This is a genomic window from Pontibacter sp. LHS1, assembly GCF_058932855.1.
Window position 1 is genome coordinate 264,718 of sequence record NZ_JBZYWF010000003.1, and the last position, 26,876, is coordinate 291,593.

At 48.6% G+C, this 26,876-nt stretch carries 26 protein-coding genes and 1 riboswitch; of the genes, 14 read left to right on the plus strand and 12 right to left on the minus strand.

The window, feature by feature from the left end; genetic code table 11:
- Window positions 1-28: 28 nt before the first annotated feature.
- Window positions 29-604 (minus strand): hypothetical protein, encoded by a 576-nt coding sequence (locus AC5FXQ_RS08315; RefSeq protein WP_076421354.1) that lies wholly within the window; start codon window positions 602-604, stop codon window positions 29-31.
- 1 nt (window position 605) lies between these two features.
- Complete coding sequence (gene gpmI, locus AC5FXQ_RS08320; protein ID WP_493602011.1) at window positions 606-2,138, minus strand: 2,3-bisphosphoglycerate-independent phosphoglycerate mutase; 1,533 nt, start codon at window positions 2,136-2,138, stop codon at window positions 606-608.
- 317 nt (window positions 2,139-2,455) lie between these two features.
- Between gpmI and AC5FXQ_RS08325 the strand changes: the two genes are divergently transcribed.
- The 6 genes from AC5FXQ_RS08325 to AC5FXQ_RS08350 all read left to right on the plus strand — a co-directional run bounded on the left by AC5FXQ_RS08325 (window position 2,456) and on the right by AC5FXQ_RS08350 (window position 6,500).
- Window positions 2,456-2,878, plus strand: a complete 423-nt coding sequence (locus tag AC5FXQ_RS08325) for a DUF4783 domain-containing protein (RefSeq protein WP_007657219.1) — start codon at window positions 2,456-2,458, stop codon at window positions 2,876-2,878.
- A 66-nt stretch (window positions 2,879-2,944) separates the two neighbouring features.
- A complete protein-coding gene (gene nadC / locus AC5FXQ_RS08330) occupies window positions 2,945-3,802 on the plus strand; it encodes a carboxylating nicotinate-nucleotide diphosphorylase (protein ID WP_493602012.1) in 858 nt (285 codons plus the stop codon).
- Window positions 3,803-3,874: 72 nt separating this feature from the next.
- Window positions 3,875-4,432: a hypothetical protein gene (locus AC5FXQ_RS08335; RefSeq protein ID WP_493602013.1), complete on the plus strand. Its 558-nt coding sequence runs from the start codon at window positions 3,875-3,877 to the stop codon at window positions 4,430-4,432.
- Between the two features lie 103 nt (window positions 4,433-4,535).
- Window positions 4,536-4,829: a hypothetical protein gene (locus AC5FXQ_RS08340; protein WP_493602014.1), complete on the plus strand. Its 294-nt coding sequence runs from the start codon at window positions 4,536-4,538 to the stop codon at window positions 4,827-4,829.
- A 174-nt stretch (window positions 4,830-5,003) separates the two neighbouring features.
- Complete coding sequence (locus AC5FXQ_RS08345) at window positions 5,004-5,738, plus strand: class I SAM-dependent methyltransferase (protein ID WP_493602015.1); 735 nt, start codon at window positions 5,004-5,006, stop codon at window positions 5,736-5,738.
- Between the two features lie 6 nt (window positions 5,739-5,744).
- The gene (locus AC5FXQ_RS08350; protein ID WP_493602016.1) at window positions 5,745-6,500 is read left to right on the plus strand and encodes a ZIP family metal transporter; all 756 of its coding nucleotides are present in this window, start codon (window positions 5,745-5,747) and stop codon (window positions 6,498-6,500) included.
- Between the two features lie 154 nt (window positions 6,501-6,654).
- Here AC5FXQ_RS08350 and AC5FXQ_RS08355 read toward each other — a convergent pair whose 3' ends face one another.
- From AC5FXQ_RS08355 to AC5FXQ_RS08375, 5 genes are all read right to left on the minus strand, one after another.
- Complete coding sequence (locus AC5FXQ_RS08355; protein ID WP_493602017.1) at window positions 6,655-7,017, minus strand: hypothetical protein; 363 nt, start codon at window positions 7,015-7,017, stop codon at window positions 6,655-6,657.
- A 112-nt stretch (window positions 7,018-7,129) separates the two neighbouring features.
- The gene (locus AC5FXQ_RS08360) at window positions 7,130-7,534 is read right to left on the minus strand and encodes a septal ring lytic transglycosylase RlpA family protein (protein WP_493602018.1); all 405 of its coding nucleotides are present in this window, start codon (window positions 7,532-7,534) and stop codon (window positions 7,130-7,132) included.
- Between the two features lie 40 nt (window positions 7,535-7,574).
- Window positions 7,575-8,273: an alpha/beta fold hydrolase gene (locus AC5FXQ_RS08365; RefSeq protein ID WP_493602019.1), complete on the minus strand. Its 699-nt coding sequence runs from the start codon at window positions 8,271-8,273 to the stop codon at window positions 7,575-7,577.
- A gap of 8 nt (window positions 8,274-8,281) precedes the next feature.
- Complete coding sequence (locus tag AC5FXQ_RS08370) at window positions 8,282-9,031, minus strand: hypothetical protein (RefSeq protein ID WP_493602020.1); 750 nt, start codon at window positions 9,029-9,031, stop codon at window positions 8,282-8,284.
- A gap of 40 nt (window positions 9,032-9,071) precedes the next feature.
- On the minus strand, window positions 9,072-9,377 hold the full coding sequence (locus tag AC5FXQ_RS08375) for a hypothetical protein (RefSeq protein WP_493602021.1): 306 nt from the start codon (window positions 9,375-9,377) through the stop codon (window positions 9,072-9,074).
- A 663-nt stretch (window positions 9,378-10,040) separates the two neighbouring features.
- Here AC5FXQ_RS08375 and AC5FXQ_RS08380 point away from each other — a divergent pair.
- Window positions 10,041-10,220: a hypothetical protein gene (locus tag AC5FXQ_RS08380; RefSeq protein ID WP_493602022.1), complete on the plus strand. Its 180-nt coding sequence runs from the start codon at window positions 10,041-10,043 to the stop codon at window positions 10,218-10,220.
- A gap of 6 nt (window positions 10,221-10,226) precedes the next feature.
- On the opposite strand, the gene AC5FXQ_RS08385 is transcribed toward AC5FXQ_RS08380, so the two are convergent.
- Window positions 10,227-10,664, minus strand: a complete 438-nt coding sequence (locus AC5FXQ_RS08385; RefSeq protein ID WP_493602023.1) for an Hsp20/alpha crystallin family protein — start codon at window positions 10,662-10,664, stop codon at window positions 10,227-10,229.
- A 421-nt stretch (window positions 10,665-11,085) separates the two neighbouring features.
- Between AC5FXQ_RS08385 and AC5FXQ_RS08390 the strand changes: the two genes are divergently transcribed.
- The 4 genes from AC5FXQ_RS08390 to AC5FXQ_RS08405 all read left to right on the plus strand — a co-directional run bounded on the left by AC5FXQ_RS08390 (window position 11,086) and on the right by AC5FXQ_RS08405 (window position 14,764).
- Window positions 11,086-12,744, plus strand: coding sequence for an Ig-like domain-containing protein (locus tag AC5FXQ_RS08390; protein WP_493602024.1), 1,659 nt, complete (start codon window positions 11,086-11,088; stop codon window positions 12,742-12,744).
- A gap of 163 nt (window positions 12,745-12,907) precedes the next feature.
- Complete coding sequence (locus AC5FXQ_RS08395) at window positions 12,908-13,570, plus strand: OmpA family protein (protein ID WP_493602025.1); 663 nt, start codon at window positions 12,908-12,910, stop codon at window positions 13,568-13,570.
- Between the two features lie 239 nt (window positions 13,571-13,809).
- Window positions 13,810-14,232, plus strand: a complete 423-nt coding sequence (locus AC5FXQ_RS08400) for a hypothetical protein (RefSeq protein WP_493602026.1) — start codon at window positions 13,810-13,812, stop codon at window positions 14,230-14,232.
- 88 nt (window positions 14,233-14,320) lie between these two features.
- Window positions 14,321-14,764 carry a hypothetical protein gene (locus AC5FXQ_RS08405; RefSeq protein WP_493602177.1) on the plus strand — a complete coding sequence of 148 codons (444 nt, stop codon included), beginning with the start codon at window positions 14,321-14,323 and terminating at the stop codon, window positions 14,762-14,764.
- Window positions 14,765-14,803: 39 nt separating this feature from the next.
- On the opposite strand, the gene AC5FXQ_RS08410 is transcribed toward AC5FXQ_RS08405, so the two are convergent.
- The 4 genes from AC5FXQ_RS08410 to AC5FXQ_RS08425 all read right to left on the minus strand — a co-directional run bounded on the left by AC5FXQ_RS08410 (window position 14,804) and on the right by AC5FXQ_RS08425 (window position 21,357).
- Window positions 14,804-16,240: an amidohydrolase family protein gene (locus AC5FXQ_RS08410; RefSeq protein WP_493602027.1), complete on the minus strand. Its 1,437-nt coding sequence runs from the start codon at window positions 16,238-16,240 to the stop codon at window positions 14,804-14,806.
- 241 nt (window positions 16,241-16,481) lie between these two features.
- Window positions 16,482-17,531 (minus strand): hypothetical protein, encoded by a 1,050-nt coding sequence (locus AC5FXQ_RS08415; RefSeq protein WP_493602028.1) that lies wholly within the window; start codon window positions 17,529-17,531, stop codon window positions 16,482-16,484.
- Between the two features lie 135 nt (window positions 17,532-17,666).
- Complete coding sequence (locus AC5FXQ_RS08420) at window positions 17,667-20,048, minus strand: ribonucleoside-diphosphate reductase subunit alpha (RefSeq protein ID WP_493602029.1); 2,382 nt, start codon at window positions 20,046-20,048, stop codon at window positions 17,667-17,669.
- Window positions 20,049-20,397: 349 nt separating this feature from the next.
- A complete protein-coding gene (locus AC5FXQ_RS08425) occupies window positions 20,398-21,357 on the minus strand; it encodes a ribonucleoside-diphosphate reductase small subunit (protein ID WP_493602030.1) in 960 nt (319 codons plus the stop codon).
- Between the two features lie 661 nt (window positions 21,358-22,018).
- Between AC5FXQ_RS08425 and rplU the strand changes: the two genes are divergently transcribed.
- From rplU to metH, 3 genes are all read left to right on the plus strand, one after another.
- The gene (rplU, locus tag AC5FXQ_RS08430; protein WP_007657183.1) at window positions 22,019-22,327 is read left to right on the plus strand and encodes a 50S ribosomal protein L21; all 309 of its coding nucleotides are present in this window, start codon (window positions 22,019-22,021) and stop codon (window positions 22,325-22,327) included.
- Between the two features lie 68 nt (window positions 22,328-22,395).
- Window positions 22,396-22,665, plus strand: a complete 270-nt coding sequence (rpmA, locus tag AC5FXQ_RS08435) for a 50S ribosomal protein L27 (protein WP_076421363.1) — start codon at window positions 22,396-22,398, stop codon at window positions 22,663-22,665.
- Window positions 22,666-22,941: 276 nt separating this feature from the next.
- A riboswitch (SAM riboswitch) is annotated at window positions 22,942-23,051 on the plus strand.
- A gap of 72 nt (window positions 23,052-23,123) precedes the next feature.
- On the plus strand, window positions 23,124-26,837 hold the full coding sequence (gene metH, locus AC5FXQ_RS08440; RefSeq protein WP_493602031.1) for a methionine synthase: 3,714 nt from the start codon (window positions 23,124-23,126) through the stop codon (window positions 26,835-26,837).
- Window positions 26,838-26,876: the final 39 nt, after the last annotated feature.

The window sequence follows — 26,876 nt, forward strand, 5'->3', positions numbered from 1 at the left end:
CATGAGGGAGCTACTTGTGCAGGTATGCTTATAGATTGGCATCAACGCGATAACGGAGCGAATCCCCGAAAATAAGCTTCTGCACACCCTCCACCCGGTAGCCAGACAGATTACCAGAGCCAGGCTCTGCAGTCAGGCTGATGTTTCTTTTAGAGTAAAACAGCAGATTCTCTTCCAGCACCACCGCTTCGAGGCGTTCCAGCTTCTGGAACGGCGACACGGTAAGCTGCAGGCGTTCTACAGGGGCGGCTGCTTCGGCATCTTTTGTGAAAATACTCACCGTGCTACCATTGGGTAAGGTATGGCGCTCCTCTTTATAAAAATCGCGCAGGGCAGGTCGGCTCAGGTCTACCTCCTGAAAGATGGCAAGTTCTTTTTCCCAGTCCATCTCCTCCATCTGAGCGGTTTCAGTCGGCTGCCCTTTTGTAATAACCGACTTCAACACGGGCGGCTGTTCCTGTTGCAGGCGGGCCGTCTGCTCTTGCAGGTAACCCGTCAGGTCGTAGGCAGGTTCTTTCCCCTCTGCAAGTGGCGGCGTAGGGCGCTCGCAAGCCGTGACACCCCACAGCAGGGCAAATAGTCCGATGATGCGATAGCTGCTCAACTTACTGCGCTTTCTGAAGAAGTGATTCGCCGGTCATCTCTGCTGGCTGCTCTATACCCATCAGGTCCAGTATAGTCGGGGCGATATCGCCCAGTTTTCCTGGCTTCAGAGTGCCTTTGTAGTCATTGCTCACCAGTACGCAAGGTACCAGGTTGGTGGTGTGGGCCGTGTTTGGCGTACCGTCCGGGTTGATCATGAAATCGGCGTTGCCATGGTCCGCTATCACTATCACGTCATAGTTGCTTTCCAGGGCTGCCTTAATTACAGCTTCAGCGCATCGGTCTACTGCTTCACATGCTTTCACAGCTGCATCGAACACGCCGGTATGGCCCACCATGTCCGGGTTGGCGAAGTTGAGGCAGATAAAGTCGGCTGTTTTCTGCTGGAGCTCCGGCACAATTGCGTCGCGAATCTCGTAGGCGCTCATCTCCGGCTGCAGGTCATAAGTGGCTACCTTCGGAGAAGGGCACAGCAGACGTTTCTCGCCCTCAAAAGGAAGTTCGCGACCACCTGAGAAGAAGAAGGTGACGTGCGGGTATTTTTCTGTCTCAGCAATGCGGATCTGCTTTCGACCGGCTTTGGCCACCACTTCGCCAAGGGTATTGTTCAGGTTGTCTTTTTCAAATATAGCATCCACGCCCACGAAAGTCTCGTCGTAATTGGTCATGGTGATGTACTGCAGGTTGAGCTTGTGCATGTCCTGCTCCGGGAAGTCCTGCTGCGTAAGCGCCTGTGTGATCTCACGGCCACGGTCAGTGCGGAAGTTAAAGCAAAGTACCACGTCCCCGTCCTTGATAGTCGCGATTGGCTGCTGCTCGTCATTTACCTTCACGATCGGCTGAATAAACTCGTCCGTAACTCCGGAGTTGTAAGAATCCAGCACTGACTTGATGAGGTTCTGTGAAGGTGTACCTTTGCCGTGCACCAGCAGGTCGTAGGCCAGCTTCACACGCTCCCAGCGGTTGTCGCGGTCCATGGCGTAGTAGCGCCCGATCACGGAGGCGATGGTGCCGGTTGTGTTCTCGAGATGTTGTTCCAGGTCGTTGATATACTTCACGCCCCCTTTCGGGTCTGTGTCGCGGCCGTCCATAAAGGCATGGATGTAAACCTTGTCCAGGCCATAGTCGAAGGCGGTGGTGCAGAGTGCCTTGAGGTGCTCTATGTGAGAGTGTACGCCCCCGTCTGACAGCAGACCGATCAGGTGTACGTCTTTCTTGTTTTCCTTGGCAAAGGTATAAGCGCCAGCCAGTGCCGGCATGGAAGCCAGTTTATGCTCTGCGATGGATTTGTTGATGCGCACCAGGTCCTGGTACACCACACGGCCAGCGCCCAGGTTCATGTGGCCTACCTCTGAGTTGCCCATCTGCCCCTCCGGAAGTCCTACCGCCTCGCCAGAAGCCTGCAGCGTTGTGTGCTGGTAGGTCTGAATGATGTGATCGTAGAAGGGCGTGTGCGCCTTATGAATAGCTGAAACCTCTGGGTTGGTGGCGATTCCCCAACCATCCAGAATCATGAGCATTACCTTTTTATCCATAGTGCAAATATAAGATAATCTGTGGTGCCTTATGGCTTATATGGCTGATTTATGCTTTGATAATGGGAAGCCTCACCATAAATGCTTAAATTGTAGCTGATGCCGGGAATAATGTCCCGTTTAGGGCTTTAAAGAGCAGCGTTGTAGCTGCTGACTTGATGAATAGAAGCTACAACGGATATGCGTCTGTAACGGCAGATATATTAATCCCGTTACATCGGCATATATTGATTATTCCTAATAAATTTGGGACCTTGCTTATGACTTTTGTTGGCATAGTTTTAGCTAATATGAGGACGAGATTACTTACACACCTTATGAAAAACTTTAAAAACATTGCTGTAGTACTTTTCTTAGCTTTTGTCACGTCATTATTTGCATCCGGACAGGCTATGGCCCAGAAGGATGTGTTTGACGGAGTGGAGGCTGCCATGCGTGCAGGATCGGCTAAAGACCTGGCCAGGCACTTCGACAGCAAGGTAAGTTTGTCGTTTGCCGATGAGAAGGCCACTGACTACAGCAAGACGCAGGCGGAGTTTGTGATGAAGAACTTTTTCAGCAAAAACCCGCCTACAGGCTTTGCCTACAACTTCCCGACTCCGAGTGAGTCTGTTCGGAAAGACAAGCGCTATGTGATCGGCACCTATACGCATCGCAACGGTTCTTATACCGTTTTGATCCGTGTGAAGGACGCGGGAGGCAAATTCCTGATCCATTCTGTCGATTTCATAAAAGATTAAGCAGATAATAGTGAGATTTTTAGCAAGGCTCGGGATATATACCGGGCCTTTTTTTATTTTTGCACCGTGAAAGCATCATACCTGACAGAACAAAGCATAGCCGAGTTTATATCCAGGGCCCTGGCCGAGGATATAGGCGATGGCGACCACTCGTCGCTGGCTTCTATTCCGAACGATGCCCAGAACCAGGCAAGACTGCTGGTGAAGGGTGACGGCATACTGGCTGGCGTGGAGCTGGCTGGTTACATCTTTAACCAGGTAGACCCCGACTTGCAGGTAGAAGTACTGCTGCAGGACGGTGCCGAAGTGAAGTTTGGCGACGTGGCCCTCACCGTGAAAGGTAAGGCGCAGTCCATCCTCACGGCCGAGCGACTGGTACTAAACTGCATGCAGCGCATGAGCGGCATCGCGACCTATACCCACTACCTGAACACGCTGATTGCCGGTACCAAAGCAAAACTGTTGGACACCCGCAAAACCACGCCAAACTTCCGCATCATGGAAAAGTGGGCGGTGCTGATCGGTGGCGGCATGAACCACCGCTTCGGGCTGTTCGACATGATCATCCTGAAAGACAACCACGTGGACTATGCCGGCGGTATACGCGAAGCCATTGAAGCGACGCAGCGTTACCTGAAGGAGAAAAGCAAGGACCTGCGCATTGAGGTGGAGACCCGAAACCTGGAGGAGGTGAAAGAGGCGCTTGAGGCCGGTGGCATTCACCGGATCATGCTCGATAATATGACCCCGGAGATGATGAAGGAGGCGGTAGCCCTGATCGGCGGCCGTTATGAAACAGAGGCATCGGGTGGTATTACAGAAGCGACTATTGCGGAGGTAGCCAAGTGCGGTGTGGACTTTATCTCGGTAGGTGCTTTGACGCACTCTATCAAGAGCATGGACCTCAGCCTGAAGGCTTATTAATTGAACTTATACCTGCCAGCTGAGGCGGGCGCTTATTTTTTATTTTTTATGCAACAAAATCAACGTTACCGGATGCAGTCAAGTGCTGCTCCGAATGCCATTCGCACCAAAAAGTACCAGCTGGAGAAAAATACTTTTACAGGTATAGCCCTTGCCAAGGTATGGCGCAAAGACTGGTGGATGGCCCTTATTCCGCTGGTGCTTTTCCTGCTGCCGGCTGTGTTTAGCTTCTCCTGGTGGTGGGTAGCAGGTGCTATTCTGGTTACCCTTATTTTTGTGCTGCTCCGTTCCGCTCAGGTGATGGGTGTAACGCAAATGGAGCAGGGCAATCCGCTGTTCGAGAAATTGAGCTATGAGATTGACTCCCGCCAGATCATCCTGAAGCGCAACGAGCGTGAAGGCATGACTCTGACCTGGGATATGATTGGCTCAGTCGAGCGTAAAGGAGAATCGTATCTGCTGTGGCTGAAGCCGCCAAGTGAGGCCCAGTTCCCGGGCGGGTTCAAAGGCTGGTTGGCCAAAACATTCCAGGCGCCGGTGTTTGTGATGCTGCCTTTCCGCATCTTCAACAACCCGAACGACATCAAGTTGCTGGAGTCGATGCTGCGCCGCAAGGAGTTGATCGCCTAGTTGCTTCAGAACCTACGCCTATCTACCTATCGTAAGAATAGATTTGCTCTACTGCGCTGTGTGGCAGAGCCTTATAATAAAGACCTATAACCTAAAAATAGAGATGAATAAGAACGTACTTGCAGTATTTTCAGCAGTTTGTGGCCTGGCAATGATTTCATGCGACACGCCAAAAGATGACAGACCGAGTGCTAAGACCTCTGTAGACTATGTACAGCCTGGCACCCGCAGCACTTACAATGTGTCTGACTTGAGTGGAGATGAACATCCAGTACAAGGCACCGTTCACGAAGAAGTTGTGCCAGACAGAGATACGGGAGGTAACACGATCCAGCCTGGCGATAGCATTCGCGAGACAGAGGAAACTAACTCTCCAGCCGGAGCTGTCAAGCGATAGTCCTGTGCAAAAAGGCTGAGGCCTGCCGTCGCTGATAGTAGACAGCGGCGGCAGGTTTTTTTATGGCTTTTGCTTTACAGGCAAACTGGCTATACCTTGCTTGTGCTGTTCCGTATACCCATGTTCCAAAAATAAAAGGTATATTTGCACCCTTATTGCATTTTTATTGCTCCTATGGCCCAACAGGAAGAGTGGTTCAGCACTTGGTTTGACTCCCCTTACTATCACATCCTTTACAGCAACCGCGATGACCGCGATGCCCGGCTGTTCATGGACAACCTGCTGGCCTATCTGCACCCCAAACCACAGCACAAAATACTGGACCTTGCCTGCGGCAAAGGCCGCCACTCACTTTACCTCAACCAGCTAGGCTACGATGTAACAGGTATAGATCTGTCTGAGAAAAGCATTGGCTATGCACGGCAGTATGAGAACGAGCACCTGCACTTTGATGTGCACGACATGCGGGAGGTATACAAACCCGAGGCATTCGATTTTGTGCTGAACCTGTTTACCAGCTTTGGTTATTTTGAAAGTGAGACAGAAAATGTGGTGGCCCTAAAGGCTGCGGCGGCTAACCTGAAGTACGGCGGCAAGCTGGTGATCGACTTCATGAACACTGACCGGACCATCGAGCGTTTGGTCGCGCATGAGCAAAAGGAGGTGCAGGGAATTCTGTTTGATATCAGCCGGAAAGTGGAGCACGATTTCATTGTGAAAACTATTCGCTTTCAGGACAAAGGCCGGGATTACTGCTTTGAGGAGCGTGTGCGGGCGCTGCGGCAAGAGAATTTCATGGAGTACTTCAGCATTGCTCAGTTACGCCTGGTGGAGATATTTGGTGACTACAGGCTGCACCCTTTCGATCCGGAAAAAAGCGAGCGAATCATTTTCGTGCTAAAAAAGTAACGCGGTATGATCATAGCTATACTTGTGCTCTTCTTCACGGTGGTGCTCTCGAGCTTCCTCGTCAAGGTGTTTCCGCCAGATAACAGTCGCTGGCTAAAGATGGCGCTGGCTTTTAGCGGCGCATACCTGTTCACGATCACAATCGTTCACCTGCTGCCTGATGTGCTGCTGGGTAACCCTAACCCCCATCGTGTAGGGTATTGGGTGCTGGCCGGTTTTTTTCTGCAACTGGTGCTGGAGCTTTTCTCTCATGGTGTGGAACATGGGCACATGCATACCAACCACCATGGCCATAGCCACGTGGGTTCGATGCCCTTTCTGCTGTTAGGCTCACTATTCATACATTCTTTTCTGGAAGGTAGTATACTGGTAGAAGGCGGCGAACGACATGTGGGGCACCACCACACGGGTGAAAACTTTTACGCAGTACTGCTAGGTATAGCCATACACCACGTGCCGGCTGCCTTTGCGCTAATGTCGGTGCTGATGTCGCGTATCGGTTCTTTCCGCAAGGCCTTTTTGTGGCTGCTCATCTTTGCCATAGGCTCTCCGCTAGGGATACTGGTAAGCAATTACATCATAAAAGATAACATAGGCGGTGAGGTGGTCTTTACTGCACTTACAGGTTTGGTAGCCGGTAACTTCCTGCACATCTCCACCACCATTCTCTTTGAGACAAGCCCTGATCACCGCTTTAACCGAAACAAGTTGCTGGCAACCCTTTTCGGGTTAGGGCTGGCCCTGCTCACTGATTTGATGTAGATGCAATAGGTATGGGCGCAGAAGTATAGACCTTTACTCCTGTCAGTCCTCTACTGATGCATATCTTGAGGTATAGCAGGTATGCAACCGACCAGAAACAAAAAAGGCTGATCTAAGTCAGCCTTGCGTCTTGTATAAAGTGAGTAAAGGGCAATTACATGATAGTGGAAAGCAGTGTAGCAGCAAGCGCCTTCAGGGCAAGTACTACTGTGCTCGACTTCACAGTTACATCAGACGAGTCATCTTCGTCTGAACCAGTAAGATCTTTGAAGAAAGAAAAAGGGCTATCGAGTACATCAGCATCCAGAACCGATTTCTGCTTTTTAGGAGCGGCAGGCTTTGTGTCGTTGGTAGCAGCAGGGCCGTTAGCGTTAGGCGCTACAACAGTGGTGGCTTCAGTGGTGGAATTGCCGTTGTTCAGGTGAGCGGCATTAGGCGTAGCAGTTACACCCAGCAACAATAATGTTGCTAAACCAGTTGTCACTGAAAGGGATTTCCACTTTTTAAGCATGTCCAAAATTATAATTTAAAATACAGTATTCCAAATGTTTAGTTGGAATATTTGTAGACTTTTATGAAGATCAGGGTAAGAGTTGTCGCAAAGGTGGTAAGTGTAGGCAAGTCATGTGTCAGCGTACAGGAGCAGGCTTCACTACCTTCACTTCTACAGGCACTATACCTGCGCTGATGTAGTCTAGCCGTTTGGCTGCGGCCTCACTTAAATCAATCACACGTCCTTTTACAAAAGGCCCCCGGTCTGTTATACTCACCTTCACGGACTTGTTTGTCTGCAGATTGGTGACTTTCACTTTAGTGCCAAATGGAAGGGAGCGGTGTGCGGCCGTCAGCTTTCTGCGATTATAGGCTTCTCCATTGGCCATCTTACGGCCGTGCAACTTGTTGCTGTAGTAAGAGGCTTTTCCTGCTTCGGTATAGCCACGCTGTCCTGGCATGGGCTTAGAACTGGTGCAGGCACTAGTCGTCAATAAAGCTGCTGCTATCAGTAAGGTGCCAGAGATGTGTTGTAAACGCATAAGTACTCGCAATAGGTATTGTTAATGACCTAATATAGACTTAAACGGCGGGTTTGCCAAAGAATTGTCGTATCTGGTGCTGAAGCTGATCTAGGTTAACCTTCTCCAGCGGGTGATGCGTGTCGGGGAACACCTGCAGGCTGGCGTTAGGCAACTGCTGGTACGCCCAGGCCGTTTCTTGCAGACTGACCATATGGTCACGGTCGCCCACACTGATCCGGACAGGCACCTGTATGCGCGGCAGATTTTCCTCGGTGAGCAGTGGACTGTTGCCTAAGTGCAGCATCATATCCGCTGTGCGGCGCATGACTTCCTGCCAGTCAGCGGGCTTGTGACGCTCGGCAAGTATAGCAGCAAATGCTGGTACCTTCTCCTGTACCTTCTCCGGTTGCAGCATTTTCACTTCTTTGGCTGCCGTGTCCGGGCTCCAGGCAAATTTGGTGGCCAGCGTGAAGATGCTCCCTAGCCTTTCAGGGTGCTGAAGCGCCAGGTGTAGCGCGACATAGCCTCCCATGCTATACCCAAATATATCTACCTGCTGTAGCTGATGCTGGTCCAGGTAACGGAGCACATCCTCTGCAAACAGCTCAATACGAAATGGTTTATCAGGCAGTGCATTGCCCCCATGCCCCTGAAAATTCAGCGTGTGCACTGTAAAGTTTGTCTTGAGCAGTTGCTGTAAGGGTTGCAGGGTGCTGGCAGCCCCCAGGGCACCATGAAGCAGGAGCAGATCGGGCATAGGCTGTGCTACTGTTTTACCTGATAGTTGTACACATCAACGGCTTGTGTCAGTTTGTCTTTTCGGAAGAGCTGAATAACCAGTGGTACGGCTATAAGGCCAGCTCCGGCATACACAGTCGGCGATACATTAACAGAATTCGGGTTGGTAGAGCTTTGAGAAGAAGAAAGCAGGCCATAAGTAAGCAGACCCGCACCCGCTATACCCATCACTGTCGAAATAGTCTTTTCGCGTTTATGACGCTGAATCAGCAGCATACTGGAAGAGTTGTCAGCCAGCGCCTGCTCGAGATTTTGCTGGTTGAAAGTCATTAGTGGCCCATTGTCTTTGGAGAAGAAGTAAATGCGGCGACGGCTGGTGCGGGGCATCCCATACCCATACGGATGGTACCCCATGGCTGCGTAATCAATTGTTGTCGTGAAGAACTTAGAGATACGCGGCCCTTCCATTATTCGCTTAGCGAAGGCATCAAAGCGGTTGCCGGCAGCTACTCTGGCAAAGTAGCCGTCGTTGTTCTGGTATACATCTACCAGCTCAGGAGCGTATTTCAGCGTATCATCGACCAGGAAGAAGTCCTGCTTGAAGAGAGGTGACTTATACTGTACCCTGTTGCCATACACCACCTGACCATTGCGCAGCTGCAGAAAGTGGCGACCTTTCTGGCGTTGTGGCTGGTAGTTTTCCTGAGAGTACTCCTGCGCTTGCAAACCAAAGCTAAACAGCAGGCAGGCAATAAGTGCAAAAATTGTCTTGTTCATGTGTGGGTGATTTCAGCTAAAACTTAAAATAGGCTTAGACTTAGAAAATAAGCGCGAGCATGACGAGCATGCCTGCCAGCGCCAGGTATACCCAGCTCATCAGCTGGCCCCTGTGCTTGCTGGGCACAACATTGCTCACAAATACAACGGCTATCAGTACGCATAATATATACAATAGTATAAAAGTAACCGCTTTTACCCAATTTGGCACTATGGTATTCTCTGCCTGATACTGGTTGTCCATCCCTATGTCTGACACCAGATTGCTCAGCAAATAGAAGACCAATACTTCGAACACTATAAAGAAAAACAGCCCATAAAGTCTGTTGCGTTTGTGCTCAGCCATGTTGCAGGATCTTTTTATAAGAAAAACAGCTCTGATTGTAGCGCGCTTTGGGTGTTAAGCAAAGTGAACTATGCTGTTGCGAGTGTAAGCACCCAGCATACCTTAAATATAGCGACAGGATGCTAATATTTTGCTAGGGAGGTTTATTTTCAGGATTGTCCGTATACTTAGTGTAATGCGTTAAGCAAGTATAGTTTATATTGCTAGTGATATATATATTGGGCCTGGCATGTTGTTTGCTTTTTATTATCAGACACATAAATAGATTTAGTTGCTACTAGTATTGTCTATATGTGTCTGATTAGTGCAATTTATGGTAAGATAAAAAGAATATGGTTGCACATCAGCAATAATGTGAAACAATTTTAGCGGCACAACCCGTTAAAATACCAGATGAATGTAGGGATATGAGGTTATTAAAGAATGTTAAATTAGACAATCACTATTTTAACTATGGTGATAAGACACGAAAGATCTTTAGCATAGGCTATGAAGATCTGACGACGCTCATCTATTATCAGGATAACAATAACAACTACACGTTAGTAATATCGAAAGAAGACGATCCACCGCTGATACTGGAAAAAAAGATATCGCGCGCGGAAGCGTTCAGATTAATGAATACCCGGCCCTGATGCCGGGTATTTTTATTAACACCTTATTATGAGTAAATGGAATAAGTATTACAGAATTGCTTTTTGGGGAGCTGTTCTCACATTTATAGCCCAGTTAACTGTCTCTATAGCGGTAGACCCATACCTGGCTTCGGTATTTACCCCTTTTTATGCCGTGTGGGGCATTACAGCCGTGGTAGGCTGGCGGAAAGAACATCCACGGCGGTAGTGGTAATTAAAGCTGCTGGATATCAATTTGGCGCGGATGCAGCGCTGCTTCATGGTAAGGCAGCTTTACTCGCAGCTCACCATCCTTATAGATTGCCTCAATCCGACCCAGGTCTACCTGAGGTGGCAGCATAAAGATGCGGTTAAACATAGGTACCGCCATCTGTGGGTCTTCCTGGCTCTGCAAAACAGAGAATATAGTAAGTTGATTTTGGTGCAGCACCACTCTGAATGACTCTGGGTTAATGCCAGCTGCCCATATATTAATGACAGCACCTTTCTTTTTCTTCTTTACCTCAGTATATGTTTCGCTCACACCGCCGCCTACTGTATTCAGTAAGTCAATCTGGTGTGCAATTGATCTTAAAAACTCTTTATCTTTTATAATTTTCATCTCTTTCTCCTCTAAAGTTTTCAACGAATAATGATGCAAAACAAATGCCAAGAACTAACACCGTCAAATTGACCGTTAAATCAGGGTGAAAGTGCTTATTATATGCCAGAATGACCTTTTTGTGCGGGAAGTATATAGCTTGATCAGGAAAGAACTTATGGGTGAATAGTATTATGTAGCCTAGAAGTTAATACAATACTAAGGGGATACCAATATGGAAAACATTCCCATATTGGTGCAATTTTTCCCATGCGCGGAAAATGTGTCAGTTTATACTTCTTAAAAGCCAATTCCCGGGTTGTATTCAATAAAAATTAATTTAATCGGGTTTTCGATAAGTGATTGAAAGGCATGTTTTTATGTGAAATCAGTGAGATTGAGTTTCTATTTTTTTTGCACTTTATAGAAATAGAATTGGTCTATGGCATGCTGGCATGTTTCTTTCATATATAGTGGCATAAGGAAACAAGCCATGAAACACATTTACACAGTAATTTTTGCCCTTTTTATTATCAGTTCTTCTGCCTATGCACAGGTTTCAGTCTATAAGAATGACTTCACCAATGGCACTACTGATCTAGGTAGATTAACTTACAGCTTCTCTAAAGCTTTTAGAACAGATGCTCCTGCTGAGATTAGTGGCACTACTCTCAGCATCAGAGGGAATAATGGAAATGGTGCAGCAAGGGGATATACAGGTTATATCACAACTTCGACTGCATTCACATTCAATCCTGGTAACGTGTATACAATCACGGTCAGAGCCAGAGCTGTCGCCCAAAACACACACCTGCGATTCCAGAGAGGAGCCACAGTTGCTATCGCGGCCAGCACGAGCGGAACGCATATCCCTGGAATCTCTCCAAGCAATACGGTAGATGCTACTGATATTAACTTTACAAACTTTACAGTATCATTTACTGTTAATAGCGTGCAAACCGAATATTTGTCTTTTTATGTGAATAGTATTCTGGATGAGAGCAACAAAAATAACGAGTACCTCTACATAGATGAAATAGCTGTAACCACAGCTTGCAGTACTATTACACAACCTGCAGTATCGCCAGTTAGCCGTTGTGGGGCTGGTCCAATTGCGTTGACAGCAACGGGAGCGCCTGTAGGAGGCGGATACAGATGGTATAGCACTCAAAATGGTGGCACTTTGTTATCGTCTTCTTCAACTTACACAAATACTTATTTGGCTAATACCACTACATATTATGTAAGTGCTGTAAACGCGGATGGTTGTGAGAGTGCACGTGTGCCAGTAACCGCAACCATTACCCAAAAAGAGATTGCAAACACAGAATTCGTTAAGCAGAGCTACGAAGCAGGTAAGCCTGGCATAATCAAAGTGAACTCCGATCTTTTCGACAAAGGACATGCAGTTAGCGTAAAGTGGCAATCGGTAAATACTATAACAAGAGTAGTAACTGATCTGGGAACTACTGATGCCCCTGCTACCTCACCTGCATCACTTGCTGTTGCATCCATGCCTGCCGGTGATACATACTTTCAGGTTACAGTCACTCCGATCAGCTCTGTATGCTATGATGAGTCAGCCCTTTTTGTGACCTCTCAGGAAATCGTTTCCCTCCCTGTCGAGCTGGTTTCTTTCAAGGCTCAGTCAACAAAGGATGGCATACAGCTTAACTGGAAGACGGCTTCTGAGCAGGACAACAAAGGTTTTGAGGTAGAGGTATCAGCGGATGGCAGAAATTTCAGAAAGATAGCCTTCGTTGAGAGTAAGGTCGGCACCACATCCCTTGTGCAAAACTATAGCTACCTTGACACAAGAGCAGCAGCCGGTACCAACTACTATCGCCTGAAGCAGGTTGACTTTGACGGAGCATTTGAATACTCTAAAGTAGTTGCTGTTAACAATACCCCTGTTGCCTCTTCCTCTGTATACCCAACGCTGGCCTCGCATGAAGTTACAGTAAGAGTAGCAGCATCTGATGAGCAGGTGATGATCGCAGTGGCTGATATGGCTGGAAAGCAGCTGCTGGCGGTTCAGAACCCTGCAGCGCGTCAAGTGGTGTTGCCGGTGCAGCACCTGCAGAACGGTGTTTACTTTGTCACAGTCGTCTCCGGTGCGCAAAAAGAAGTGTTCCGTTTCGTAAAACGTTAATCACAGCTATACTGCGAGGTAAGCAAAAGGGGGTAACCTGTAAGGCTACCCCCTTTTGCTTTATATGTGAGCATGCTACATACAAGATTACTTGAGTTGTGTCTTATTGAACGAATCAACTTTAACCCCGTACGGTTTAGTAGAACTAACCACAACAAAAGATATGAGAAAAGTAATAACATTCGCATGCTTGATGGCTGCAGTTGCTTTTACAGCCTGCGGTGAAACAGATAAAAGAGTTGAAAATGCCGGAGATGTGCAGGAGATCGCCTCGGCAGACACAGCTGTCATGTATGGAGACTTACCAGGTATTGTGGAGGCTGATGGTGCCGAGATCATTAGTGTAGATGAAAACTTCTGGTCCAGTGTAGACTATAGTGCTCCAGTTGTAACGGACCGACGCGTGCAAGACCGCGATGTGGAGGTGCGAAGCAACCCGGGCTATACTATTTATACCATGGAAGATAAGGTACTTTTTGACCTGGACAAAGCTACACTCCGCGATGGCGCAGAAGATAAGTTGCGCAGCATTGCCGAATCAATCAACGATATGAGTGCACGTGGTCCTATCCGCATTGTAGGCCATACCGACTCTACTGCAAGCGCTTCCTATAACAAGCAGCTGGCCGAAGAACGTGCTAATGCTGTAAAAGACTGGCTGCAAAATAACACAGATATAGATGCTTCCCGCATGTCAATTGAGGCTGTTGGTCAGGCAAGGCCAATTGCTACTAATGAGACTCCTGAAGGAAGGCAGAAAAACCGCCGTGTGGCCATAATGGTGGCGACGCGCACTGACAACGGACAGAATATGCAACGTCAATAGTTGCTGATAGATAAACATTTATGGTGCTGGGCTTCTGTTGTAAGACAGGAACCCAGCATTTTTATTTAAAGAAATCAGTAGCTGTTCCATTAACTTTTGGGCAAAGCAGGTTATATTTAGGATGACGGAATCGATGGGCTCCTTAAATTATTTTGTAATGTAAAAGTGCAATTTTAAATATTGCTCGTATACGGTTACAAAGTATATTTGCACCCCGGATGTAGTTGCAGGGACAGCCTATGATGATTACCTATTTTCAGAACGACGTAGTAACGATCTCTTATGATTTGGATCAGCAGCTTGGTATGGCTGTCTGGAACGGATTTTTGAGTAGTTCGGAGTTTAGGAAGGCAGTGGAAATCTGCCTTGATTTGATGGATGAGCACAGACTCCTGCGTTGGCTTGGCGATAACCGGAAGCTAAGGGCTATCCGACAGGCTGATCAGGACTGGTTTGTGGAGTATGTCATACCCAGGCTTGCTGCTGGCACCCTGCGTCGTAATGCATCAGTCGTGTCAGAAGATCTATTCAATAGGATGGCTGTCGAGCAGATCATTAAACGGGCTGACAATTTGGGAGACATGGCATTAAGGGATTTTGAAAGTGTAGAAGCCGCTATGACCTGGTTGCAAGAGCCGCTGCCTGTGCAAGTCCAGGCTTAGCTTTAAGCAGGCCTTACCGCACAACCATCTTCATCCATGAGCTACTCCAAATCTTATTTACAATTTTACCTGAGAGGAAATTCTCTTGATGCAACTTTACTTTCAAAATAGCTTTGTCAAGCTTTCATACGACAAAGTTCAAAAACTAGGCAAAGCCGAATGGCGCGGTTATTTACATGGCGCCGAACTCAGAGAGGCTTATCTGCTATGTCATGAAATGATTAACCGTTTTGCGTTGACCAGGTGGCTGGCCGATGACCGGCTGATGAGCAGTATATCCCCTGCAGACCTGAAATGGAGCCTGGAGGTGCATGTGCCGCAAATGGCTAAGAGTTCTTTGAAGCGACTCGCCCGTATACCTTCACAATTCGAGCATAACCGGAAGGCTGTCGGGGCCATGATTAACAAGGGATACACGTTAGACCTGTCCCTCGAACTACGGGATTTTGAGGATGAAAAAGAGGCGATGCGATGGTTACTGGAAACGCCTAAAACTGCTGTTCAGCATCATCAACTTACTAACTTAGAATAGGGAAGCGGTGCGCTTGTTGTTAAGGAGTACTTCCTGCCCTTACCAGCCGCTCTTCTTCATTACCTTTTCGAATTCTGCTTTGGCTTCCGCCATTATTGTATCCTTGTTCAAGTGAGTAAGGGCATGGTTCCTTTTCACTATTCTCCCGTCGATCATGACAGTGTGCACATTGGCAGGTTGCGCAGCCTCTACAACAAGCTGGTACGGTTCCGTAACATAGCCCAAATTCAAGGCGTTGGTGGAGAGCATGATCAGATCTGCACGTTTGCCTGGCGTGAGTGAGCCTGTCTGATCTGAGAGCCCAAGAGAACGGGCTCCTTCGATTGTGCCGATTTCCAGGGTGCGTTTAGCGCTGAGCGCAAACTCATTTCTATTAAGTGCATTGGCCAGGTTCAGAAGTATTTTGAGTGCCGCAAACAAGTCAGCATTACCTGTAAGCGTAGTGGTGTCCGCCGAGATGCCAATGGTAACCCCTGTATCCAGCAGCTCTTTTACGGGAGGTATGCCATAACCAATGCGCAACTCCGAGAAGGGCGATAAGCTGACGACGGCACCGGCCTTTGCTATACCTTGTATCTCACTTACAGTGGCGTCTTTGCAATGGATGAGCTGCATACCTTCGGCGAGTAAGTTCTCTCTCATTAATCCGCTGATCACTCCTGCAGTGCTGGCATGCACTGACACCGGGATGCCAAGCCGTCTGGCAATGTTCAGCTCTTTTATGCCTTGTGCTTTTCGGTCGTTTATACCTGGCCAGGCTAATCCAAGGTGTAAGGTATCGCTGGCGAGCCTGGGCCAGTCCTTTTTCAATCTTTCAAGCAGCTGCAGGTCGACTATCCCGCCTTTGCCGGCCGGTACACCAAGCGAATAGCGTCCCCGTATACCTGCTTCGCGCAGGGCTTGCAGGCTAGCCTCCGCAAAGGCCAGGCTTCGGGCATTGTGGCTCCAATCGTGCAGAGTTGTTATACCTGAGTGGATAGCTTCCGCGATCGCCAGCCGGGTGGCGGCGTACATGCTTTCCGGGGTGTAATGCGGGCCTACTGTGCGGGTGACATCAAAGTAGCCTCGCCCCTCTTTTGAGCCCGACATGCTGCGCAGAAGGGAAGTCCAGAGGTGCCAGTGTGTTTCCACCAAGCCCGGCATCACGATCATCCTATCACCTGGCAATACCTCTGCGCCTGTTGCGCTTAGCCCCTTCCCCACTTGCTTTATCTCCCCGTTCTGCACCAGCACATCGCCTTGCTTCAAGTCTCCCAAGTTTGCGTCCATGGTGAGGACATAGGCGTTTTTGATGAGGTAGTGGCCTTGAGGCGGAAGACTTTGGTATTGCTTCTGCAGGGGTGCTGATATTCTACCGGCAAAGGCGTTAGTATAGCCTGCAACTCCTGCCGCCCCAAGCAGGATGGATCTGCCTAGAAAACTGCGGCGGCTTATACCGTGTCGGTTTTTATCGTTCTGATCAGGTTGTGCGCTCACAGGTATAGCTTCAGTATGATAGGTATAGCCCTTTCGGCTTATAAGGTATAAAAGCTTTTACTGAAGCAAATTGTTTAGTGTTTGGTTTGGCTTTCAGAATGTATCTATACTAACGGCCTTTAAATATCTACTCTTATTGTCTAGATTACTTCAACTTGTTTTGTAGTATAGATAGCAGGTGATGGACGCTCGAGGGTTGTAGAGACTCTGTGAGCATCAGTGTATTTATTATAAATTTTAACTACGCTGTAGCAAGCATATCTGTACTTATTGCACCAAACATTTTATCAAAAAGTTGTACAAGTTGAATCTCGGATTTAATGTGTCCTGTTGATTGGGTTTGGATGGGGAAATTATAATATGGCCCTAATTCAGAAACTACTTCAACAGGTCTATCTGAACAAATTATCATTTTTGTATTGGGCCTATTGAAATGGGTACTTATGAGATGCTTTAAGTGTGGTTCTGTTTTAAATGAATTTCCTAATACAACTACTCTATCGCAGTTAGCAAGTTTCTTTGCGAGCTCATCTAAATAAACGGACAAAACATCATTCTCTAATATAGCTCCTTCCTTACATTGTTGACTATCGTATATCATTACTGGACTTGGATTATGCTCACCTCTACCTAATTTCTGTGTTGATTGGCTACCAACCCTACAAAAGCGATGTGACCCATGCATGTGAGCTATACTGTATGATGCTTGCCTATAATTTCTTTCAATAAAGTCTTTGTAGTAAAATCCATCCTTTAAAAGAAATTGTCGACTTTTAAAGATTGGATCATAGTACGTTAGTAGAGATTCAAAAACACCGTCATAATTTGTTGTGCAGACATGTAGGTTCTCAATTCTATTTATTTTTATCGCTTCGTGGAGAGAGCGGCCAAGATTAGGAAAGAATTTATAAATCTCTCCATATCCTCCGGCCTTTTCAAATTCTCTAAACTTGTTACCCACACTTCTCATTTCATTTCTTATGAGATTAAGGCGGGTTTTAGGTATGCTATCTTCGCTTGATATTTTGAAATTGTTTTTAACAAGTGGTGAGTCTAATATCTTTCGCACATCTTCCATGATTTGTTCATTGTTCCTGTCTGGAAGGAGGTCCCGCATTGGAAGGAAAATAGGGTCAAGTTCTCCCCATAAGTTGTTCAAATTCAAGAGCTCATCATGTAAAGGGATTGTGTTTTGACGAGAGTTAAAAATAAAAGAATCTTTTGATTGTTTTTTTATGATGTCTGCGATTAGGTAGATAAACCCACTACCAATAAACCACACTATTTTCATTTCTTATATTTTATAAATGGGCTAAAAGTCTAAACAACAGTATTCCATCCACTGACGGGGAATCAGTGGTAACACAGGGTGCACTTGCGTAGGGCAAAAAAGAAGGAGGACAATAAGCCCTCCTTCTTCGGTTATTTACGATCCGCAAGCTTCGCAAGCGTCTGGGTTATCCAGGGAGCAGCTCATGTCGCTGCGATTCTGGTCCTGGCTGTTGTAGACTGGCTCTAGCGTTTCGGCGGCTTGTTTCTCCACCGTGAACTTGATGGCGTCTACAGCGGCTTTGGTGCGCAGGTAGTACATACCTGTCTTCAGGCCTTTCTTCCAAGCGTGGAAGTGCATCGAAGTCAGCTTACCGAAGTTCACGTTCATCACGTGCAGGTTCAGTGACTGGCTCTGGCAGATGAAGGCACCACGGTCAGCACTCATGTCGATTACTGTACGCTGGCTGATTTCCCACACCGTCTTATACAGGTCTTTGATGTTCTGCGGAATGTTCGGGATGTCCTGCACCGAGCCGTTGGCTGCGATGATGGCATTCTTCATCCTGTCATTCCACAGACCCAGGCTGATCAGGTCTTTCAGCAGGTGCTTATTCACAACCATGAACTCACCTGAAAGCACGCGGCGCACATAAATGTTAGAGGTATAAGGCTCAAACGACTCGTTATTGCCCAGGATCTGTGCTGTTGAGGCAGTAGGCATAGGCGCTACCAGCAGGGAGTTACGCACACCGTACTTCACTACTTCCTGACGCAGCTCTTCCCAGTCCCAGCGGCCGCTGTCTGGTGTTACACCCCACATATCGAACTGGAACTTACCTTCTGACAGCGGAGAACCTTTGAATGTTTCATAGGCCCCGTTTTTCTTCGCCAGGTCCTTAGAAGCCGTCATGGCAGCAAAGTAGATGGTCTCGAAGATGTCCTTGTTCAGGCCTCTTGCTTCGTCGCTCTCAAACGGCATACGCAGCGCAATGAAAGTATCCGCTAAGCCCTGCACGCCCAATCCGATCGGACGGTGGCGCATGTTGGAGTTGCGGGCCTCAGGCACCGGGTAGTAGTTGATGTCGATTACCTTGTTCAGGTTCTTCGTCACGTGGTACGTCACGTCGAACAGTTTCTGGTGGTCGAACGTCTTATGACCGCCTTCTTCTTTGATGTAGCGCGGCAAAGCAAGCGATGCCAGGTTACATACCGCTACCTCGTCTTCACTGGTATACTCCATGATCTCGGTGCAGAGGTTGGAGCTCTTGATCGTACCCAGGTTTTGCTGATTGCTCTTGCTGTTGGCGGCATCCTTATAAAGCATGTAAGGCGTACCTGTCTCAATCTGAGACTCCAGTACGGCAAACCACAGGTCCTGCGCTTTTACCGTCTTACGGGCACGGCCTTCGCGCTCATACTTCTCATACAGGCGCTCAAACTCAGGTCCCCAGCTATCACCCAGTCCAGGTGCTTCGTTCGGGCAGAACAGGCTCCAGTCGCCATTTTGCTCCACACGCTTCATGAACAGGTCTGGCGTCCAGAGGGCATAGAACAGATCGCGTGCGCGGTTCTCTTCTTTACCGTGGTTCTTCTTCAGGTCCAGGAACTCGAAGATGTCGGCATGCCATGGCTCCAGGTAGATCGCAAAAGCACCTTTGCGCTTGCCACCACCCTGATCCACGTAGCGGGCCGTGTCGTTAAACACCTTCAGCATCGGGATGATACCGTTAGAGGTACCGTTCGTGCCTTTGATGTAAGAACCGGTCGCACGCACATTGTGGATGCTCAGACCGATACCACCGGCGCTCTGCGAGATCTGCGCGCATTGCTTCAGCGTGTCGTAGATGCCCGGTATGCTGTCGTCCTTCATGGTGAGCAGGAAGCACGAAGACAGCTGCGGCTTTGGCGTGCCGGCATTGAATAATGTTGGTGTGGCGTGCGTAAACCACTTCTCAGACATGAGATTATAAGTCTCGATGGCAGATTCGATGTCCTCCTTATGGATACCCACGGCCACACGCATCAACATATGCTGCGGGCGCTCTACAATCTTGCCGTCGAGGCGAAGCAGGTATGAGCGCTCCAGCGTTTTGTATCCAAAATAATCGTAGTTGTAGTCCCGGTCGTAAATGATTGTCGAGTCCAGCGTAGCGGCGTGCTTGCGAATGATCTCGTACACATCCTTGGCCAGCAAGGAAGCATTCTCACCTGTTTTCGGGTCCTCATAGGTATAGAGGCGCTTCATGGTGTTGGAGAACGACTTGCTCGTTACCTTGTGCAGGCTCGAAATAGCCACACGTGCCGCCAGCACTGCATAGTCCGGGTGCTTGGTCGTGAGCGAAGCAGCTGTTTCTGCCGCCAGGTTGTCCAACTCTATCGTGCTTACGCCGTCGTAAATGCCGTCAATTACTTTCTTGGCCACCTCAATCGGCGACACATAGTCCATGTTCAGACCATAGCACAGCTTCTCGATGCGTGCGGTAATTTTGTCGAATTTGACGGATTCGCGTCTGCCGTCTCGTTTAACTACTAACATAGCGTATACATTTAGCGGGAGTCAAAAGCCCGGGTTAATTATAAGGTATAGGTATAAGAGAGCCGCTACCGATGCAGCGGGTTGATACATGCTAATATTTTCATAAGGAGATACGTGTATATAGACGTAATCCGTTGAAATACTATAGTTTAACAGCTAAAGCCAATTGCTTTCACAAATTCGGAGGCGGATGCTCCGTCTGGCGATTGTTGCCAGGTATAAGGTCCGGTGTTGCGGGCATTGGCGCGGTTGGCTATACCTGCATCCGGATGGTATAAGGTAATTTAGGAAGCGGCCGGACAAAAGCCCGGCGCCCTTTATCTCCTAAACTTACGACAAATTTTGTTTGCTAAAAATCTTCGTCGAGCGAAAAAACGTTTTTGTCTTTGTCGCCCATCACGCCAGCTTTCTGGTACTCACCCACGCGCTTCTCAAAGAAGTTGGTCTTGCCCTGCAGGGAGATCATTTCCATGAAGTCGAATGGATTGGTGGCGTTATAAATTTTGCTGCAACCAAGTGACACGAGCAGGCGGTCGGCCACAAACTCGATGTACTGGCTCATCAGTTTGGCATTCATGCCAATCAGGTCAACCGGAAGGGCGTCTGTCACGAACTCCTGCTCTATTTCAACGGCGTCGCGGATAATCTCGTGCACACGGCTCTCCGGCAGCTTGTTGTTGAGCATAGAGTAAAGCAGGCAGGCGAAATCGCAGTGCAGGCCTTCGTCGCGGCTGATCAGTTCGTTTGAGAAAGTCAGGCCTGGCATCAAACCGCGCTTCTTAAGCCAGAAGATGGAGCAGAAAGAGCCGGAGAAGAAGATACCCTCCACAGCCGCAAACGCGATCAATCTTTCCACAAATTTCTCGCTGTTGATCCACTTAAGCGCCCACTCCCCTTTTTTCTTCACGCAAGGCACAGTCTCGAGCGCATTAAAGAGGTAGTCTTTCTCAGACTGCTTCTTTATATAAGTATCTATAAGGAGTGAGTAAGTTTCGGAGTGGATGTTCTCCATCATGATCTGGAAGCCATAGAAGCAACGGGCTTCCGGTATCTGTACTTCCTGCATGAAATTAATGGCGAGGTTCTCGTTTACGATGCCGTCGGAGGCGGCGAAGAATGCCAGTACGTGGCTGATGAAGTGGCGTTCGCCGTCGTTCAGGTTTTCCCAGTCTTTCTGGTCCTGCGACAGGTCGATCTCCTCGGCAGTCCAGAAGCTGGCCTCTGCCTTCTTATACATCTGCCACACCTCGTCGTGCTGTATTGGGAATAAAACAAAGCGATTCGGGTTTTCTTGTAGTATTGGCTCCATACGCGTAAACATTAAATGATATCTAAAATTCAGAATGACAACATGTTAGGCTGTTGTAAAGCTCTTTGATGATGTCAGACCTGTTTATTAAGTCGTCTCTCTGCCGCCTGATAAACAGGTAACAGGTCTTCAAATATAGTGATAAGAACTTGAATTTGAGGGCTAAAGTTGTTCAATTTATACACACTTTGTTAAGTGTTTGATTGTCTGAAAATTGGCTTAAAATCAACAGGCTTATCAACATGTGTTTGTTGATATATATAATTCGCTAAATATATGTAATTCAATATTAAATCGTTGCAGAGTGCTGCAAAGTGCAAGCGACGGCAGTGTTAAGAGATAGTGGGTGTGTTTCTAGGGGTGTAAAATCCAAGATTCAAGACTTGTGTTCAGGCTAAATGTGGCGGACTGTGATGGAAAGTTTCACAGTTTGTGGAAAACATGGGGCGGAGGAGTTGTCTGTAAGGGTTTGCAGACTAGTGTGTTATGAAGGTTTTGGAAAGGTGCAAAATTATGGGATGTGGATTTCAACATCGTTATCCACATGGTTGTGCATAAGGCCTGGAAAAACAGAAGGAATTAAGGAACAATGATTTGCATATTAATTTTTAGACTGCTAATTTTGCAGACTTAAAATTTTTTAAATCATACATTGAAGCTGATGTACGCAATTGTAGAAATCGCAGGTCAACAGACCAAAGTAGAGGCCGGAAGGTTCATCTACGCTAACAAGCTTTCCGGCAATGATGGTGACGCCGTGGAGTTCACCAATGTTCTTCTTACTGATGATAACGGCACTGTTACTTTAGGTGCTCCTTTCGTTAGCGGTGTTAAAGTGGTTGGAAAGATCCTTGGCAACGTGAAAGGCGACAAAGTGATCGTTTTCAAAAAGAAGAGAAGAAAAGGATACCGCAAGAAGAATGGTCACCGCCAGCACTTCACGAAGGTCCTGATCGAGAGCATTGGATAAGCAGTAAGAAGAAATTAAACGTTGAATTTTTCAGGTGTTTCATCGCCCTGAGTAAATAGTTAAACAAAATGGCACACAAAAAAGGAGCTGGTAGTTCTAACAACGGTCGTGAGTCGCATTCTAAACGACTTGGCGTTAAGATTTACGGTGGCCAGGATATCATCGCTGGTAACATCATTGTAAGACAAAGAGGTACTGCACACCACCCAGGTAAGAATGTGGGTATGGGCAAAGACCACACACTGTTCGCTATGGTTGACGGTGTAGTTCAATTCAAAAAAGGTGTTAAGAACCGTTCATTCGTTTCTGTAGTACCTAAAGTAGAAGCAGAGGCTTAATTCTGACCGATACTAAAGAGAAGAGAGGGCTGCCAAACGGTAGCCCTTTTGTTTTTAGTAACTATCGCAATGATGGCTTCGTATAAAAAGCTATAAAGAGTTATAGAGTGAAAACAATTAAACTCTTTTAGGAAAGGGACACTTTTAGTGTCCCTTTCTGTTTTTATACCTTTTATACATGGCTGTAAAGCCTGATTTCATATGTATTCTCGATTTCATCCTGTCCTCGCGCAACAAAAATTTGCCTTTTTCGGATAAGTGTGTATCTTTACAGCATTCTTATCAAGAAAGACCGAGGGACAGGGCCCGATGACGTCTTAGCAACCTTGTACCAGCTTGGTGCTAATTCCCTTCTCAGCCATACCTTGGCCGGGAAAAGATAAGAGAGTATATCCTTCCTTGGGTGTCCTTCTTGATAAGCGCGTATGTAGACTTAACCAAGAGGGGGAACACCAACCATGACCACATCACACCATCCGATCCATACCTTGCTGCAGGAGCGCGTACTCGTGCTCGACGGCGCCATGGGCACCATGATCCAGCGCTACCAGCTCTCCGAAGCCGATTTCCGTGGCGAGCGTTTCAAGGATCACCCATCCGACCTGAAAGGCAACAATGACCTGCTCTCCATTACCCGGCCGGATATAATCAAAGCCATTCATACCGAGTACCTCGAAGCTGGCGCCGACATCATCGAGACCAACACCTTTAGCGGTACCACCATTGCGATGGCGGATTATAAGCTGGAGCACATAGTTTATGAACTTAACTACGAGTCGGCAAGGATAGCACGTGAGGCAGCGGACGAAGCCGAGGCTAAAGACCCGGCGCACAAGCGCTTCGTAGCAGGCGCCATCGGCCCGACCAACCGTACGGCCTCGCTCTCCCCGGATGTGAACAACCCAGGTTTTCGCGCCATCACCTTCGACCAATTAGTGGAGGCTTATTACGAGCAGGTGCGTGGTCTCGTAGAAGGCGGTGCTGATCTGCTATTGGTGGAAACTGTGTTTGATACCCTCAACTGTAAAGCAGCCCTTTTTGCGATACAGCAATATGTAAACGACGGTGGCAAAGAACTGCCGATTATGGTGTCCGGTACGATCACGGACGCCAGCGGCCGTACCTTGTCCGGGCAGACAGTGGAAGCTTTCTGGAACTCGATATCGCATGCGCCTATCCTGAGCGTGGGCTTTAACTGTGCGCTGGGCGCCCGACAACTGAAGACGCACATCCAGGAGCTGTCACGCATCTCCAACTGTTACATCAGCGCCTACCCGAATGCCGGTCTGCCGAATGCCTTTGGCGGTTACGACGAGACAGCCGAGCAGATGGGTGCCATTGTGGAGGAGTATCTGAAGGAGGGACTGGTGAATGTGCTCGGTGGTTGTTGTGGCACGACGCCAGTACACACCAAAGTAATCGCAGACCTGGTGCGCAGGTATAAACCGCACGTTCCCACTCCCGTAGCACCTCTTCCCCGCTACAGCGGCCTTGAGCCCCTCACCATCACCTCTGATACCCTTTTTGTGAATGTCGGCGAACGCACCAATGTAACCGGCTCCAAGAAATTCTCACGCCTGATTGTCGATGGCAAGTTTGAAGAAGCCCTTTCGGTTGCCCGACAGCAGGTAGAAGGCGGTGCCCAGATCATCGATGTGAACATGGACGAAGGTATGCTCGACTCGGAGCAGGCCATGACAGACTTCCTCCACCTGATCGCCTCCGAGCCCGACATTGCAAAACTGCCTATCATGATCGACTCTTCCAAGTGGAGCGTGATCGAGGCAGGCTTGAAATGTGTGCAGGGCAAATCAATCGTCAACTCGATCTCCTTGAAAGAAGGCGAAGAGGCCTTTAAAAAACTCGCCCGCAAAGTGCGCCAGTACGGAGCGGCCGTGGTGGTGATGGCATTTGACGAGCAGGGCCAGGCTGACACTTTGCCTAGACGCATCGAGATATGCGAGCGCTCTTACCGCATCCTGGTAGACGAAGTAGGCTTCCCGCCGCAGGATATCATTTTCGATCCGAACATACTCGCGATTGCCACAGGTATAGAAGAGCATAATAACTATGCTGTTGACTACATCGAGGCGGTAAAGTGGATCAAGGCCAACCTGCCGCATGCGCAGGTGAGCGGCGGCGTGAGCAATTTGTCCTTCTCTTTCAGGGGTAACGACCTGGTGCGCGAGGCCATGCATACGATATTCCTGTACCACGCGGTGCAGGCAGGTATGGACATGGGCATCGTGAACGCCGGTATGCTGGGAATTTACGAAGAGGTACCGCTCGAACTGCGCAACCTGATTGAAGATGTCATTTTCAATCGCCATCCGGATGCCACCGAGAAGCTCGTGAACTATGCCGAAACCATCAAGGGCAAAGGCAAAACGGCAACTGCCGCTGACAATGCCTGGCGTGAAGCTTCGGTAGAAGAGCGCCTCAAACATGCACTGGTAAAAGGCATCGTCGATTATATTGAAGAAGACACCGAAGAGGCTCGCCAGAAAGCTACCAAAACACTGGATGTGATCGAAGGGCCGCTGATGGCAGGTATGCAGGTGGTGGGTGACCTGTTCGGAGCCGGTAAGATGTTCCTGCCGCAGGTGGTGAAGAGCGCTCGCGTCATGAAGAAGTCTGTGGCCTATCTGCTGCCATTCATGGAGCAGGAGAAGCTGGCATCTGACACATCCAAGTCAACGGCGGGCACTATCCTGATGGCCACGGTCAAAGGTGACGTGCACGACATCGGTAAAAATATTGTGGGTGTGGTGCTGGCCTGCAACAACTACGAAGTGATTGATCTTGGTGTGATGGTGCAACTGGATAAAATATTATCAGAAGCAGAAGCGCAGCAGGTTGATATTATTGGCCTGAGCGGGCTAATTACACCATCTTTAGATGAAATGGTGTATATCGCGCAGGAAATGGAGCGTCGCGGCATGAGGATTCCGTTGCTGATCGGTGGCGCGACTACTTCCCGTGTACATACCGCTGTAAAGATCGCGCCGCAGTACAGCGGCCCTGTCGTGCACGTGCACGACGCCTCCCGCAGCGTAACGGTGGTGAGCAACCTCTTGAGCAGCAACCGCGATAGCTACATTGCTGAAATCAAAGCGGAGTACGAGAAGTTGCGTGAGGACCACCTGAACCGCACCAAAGACCGTGCTTTTGCCAGTATAGCCGAGGCCCGCGCCAACAAGTACCAGATAGACTGGGCAGCGACAGAAGTAACGAAGCCAAGCTTCATCGGCAACAAGGTATACACCAACTACCCGCTGCAGGAGATCATCCCGTACATCGATTGGACGCCATTCTTCCATACCTGGGAACTCAAGCGGCAGTACCCGAAAATTCTGAACGATCCGGAGCTGGGAGCGGAAGCGACCAGGCTGTTTGCCGACGCACAGTCCATGTTGCAGGAGATCGTGGACAAGCAATTGCTCGAAGCCCGCGCCGTAGTAGGTTTCTACCCGGCCAACGTGGAGGCTGACGACACGATTGAGGTATACGCGGATGATTCACGTGAAAACGTGCTCACCGAATTCCACACCTTGCGCCAGCAGGGCAAGAAAGGAGCGAACGTGCCGAACCTGGCCTTCTCTGATTTCTTAGCACCGAAAGAAACAGGTATAGCCGACTACATCGGTGGCTTTGTGGTGTCAGCGGGTTTTGGCATCGAGAAGCTCCTGGAGCAGTACGAGGCGGAGCATGACGATTATAAGTCTATCATGGTCAAGGCGCTGGCTGACCGTCTGGCTGAGGCTTTTGCTGAGCACATGCACGAACAGGTGCGCAAAGAGCTGTGGGGCTACTCACCGGAAGAGCAATTGGATAACGAGGGCCTGATCAAAGAGCAATACAAAGGTATACGCCCGGCCCCTGGCTACCCCGGTTGCCCTGATCATACCGAAAAGATCACGCTGTTCAACTTGCTGAAGGCAGAGGAGACTGGTGTAATCCTGACAGAGAACCTGGCCATGCATCCCGCATCTTCAGTGAGCGGTCTGTACTTCTCCCATCCGGAATCACGCTACTTTGGTCTCGGCAAAATAGGCGAAGACCAGGTAGCTGATCTTGCCCAGCGCAAAGGGATGGCCAAAGAGGAGTTGGAACGCTGGCTCTCACCAAACCTGAACTACGAGCCAAAGGTCATGGCGCAACAGGCAGTCTAGTCAGCCAGCAATTTTAAAATACAGCAATTTAACCATCAA